Genomic DNA, 940 nt, shown 5'->3' with positions numbered 1-940 from the left:
ATAAACCGTTTCGTATAACTGACCCAATAGTTTCAGCAATCGTCGTTGGTGTTCTCGTACACCGGTTATGAAGCTCTGACCACCGAATTCGAGTGTATCGATCCCTTCAAATTTTAAGAATACCCAACGTGCCGTCGGTTTAGTCGTTGTTTTGTTCTTCACCATGCTTGGGAAGAACGCTTCTGTCTTGTTAAGTTGCTCTCTGATTTTGTGCTCTAGACTTGCGTAAACAAGAAGGCTAAGCGTCATTATCATGAGCAGTGCCTCAATGCGTTGAGGTTTTTTCAAGAAGATCGAAGACGTTAAGAACTCTGGGCTTTTCAAAAAACGAAAACCGCGCTCTACTTTTTGTTGGGATTTGTAATGTTCAAGCAATGCAGCCATGGTCAGATCCGCACTATCAGTATCGTTGGTAGCAAGGATAAACATACCCACTTTAAGCTTAGCCAGTTTCACTTTCTCTAGATCGGTGTAAGGCGTGGCATCAATAAAATAGCGGTATCCCGTTGGTTTAGCCCCTTTTTTAGGGCGACCACGACCCGCATAGATAGCTTCTTTAACAATGGTTGTTTGTGCAAAGTCAATCAGGTGACATTGGTTTGCAAAGTCACCCATTGCCTGCTCGGCATCCATGGCACAAGCAAACTGTTTTTTCATCAGTTGGCCCAGGGCTTTCAGCTCTTTGGCGACATTTTTATCTAAGTTCTTGTAGAACGTGACTTCTTCTCGCTTCGTCGCTTGCTCGCTATGAACCAACAACCATTTTTGAGTGACTGCGCCATAGTCAGCGTCAATCCAGCAACCTGAATAGCCGTTACTGATATAGGTTAACTGCTCAGGTCCAAGCGCCAGTAAGGCTTCTTTGGCAGACTTAATCGTCATTGGTACACGAGTAATGAATTTCTGTTCTTGTTCATCCAAAGAGCGAATGCTGTCTTCG

1 protein-coding gene is annotated in these 940 nt (G+C 44.3%); it reads right to left on the bottom strand.

Translation table 11 applies throughout. The features are described 5' to 3' along the window. Nucleotides 1–940 (bottom strand): IS1634 family transposase (locus tag DZ54_RS0117300; protein ID WP_025675475.1); only part of this gene is annotated, 940 nt, incomplete at both ends.

This window comes from Salinivibrio socompensis S35 (assembly GCF_000513715.1).
Classification (GTDB): domain Bacteria; phylum Pseudomonadota; class Gammaproteobacteria; order Enterobacterales; family Vibrionaceae; genus Salinivibrio; species Salinivibrio socompensis.
This window is presented reverse-complemented; position numbering and strand designations above follow the sequence as displayed.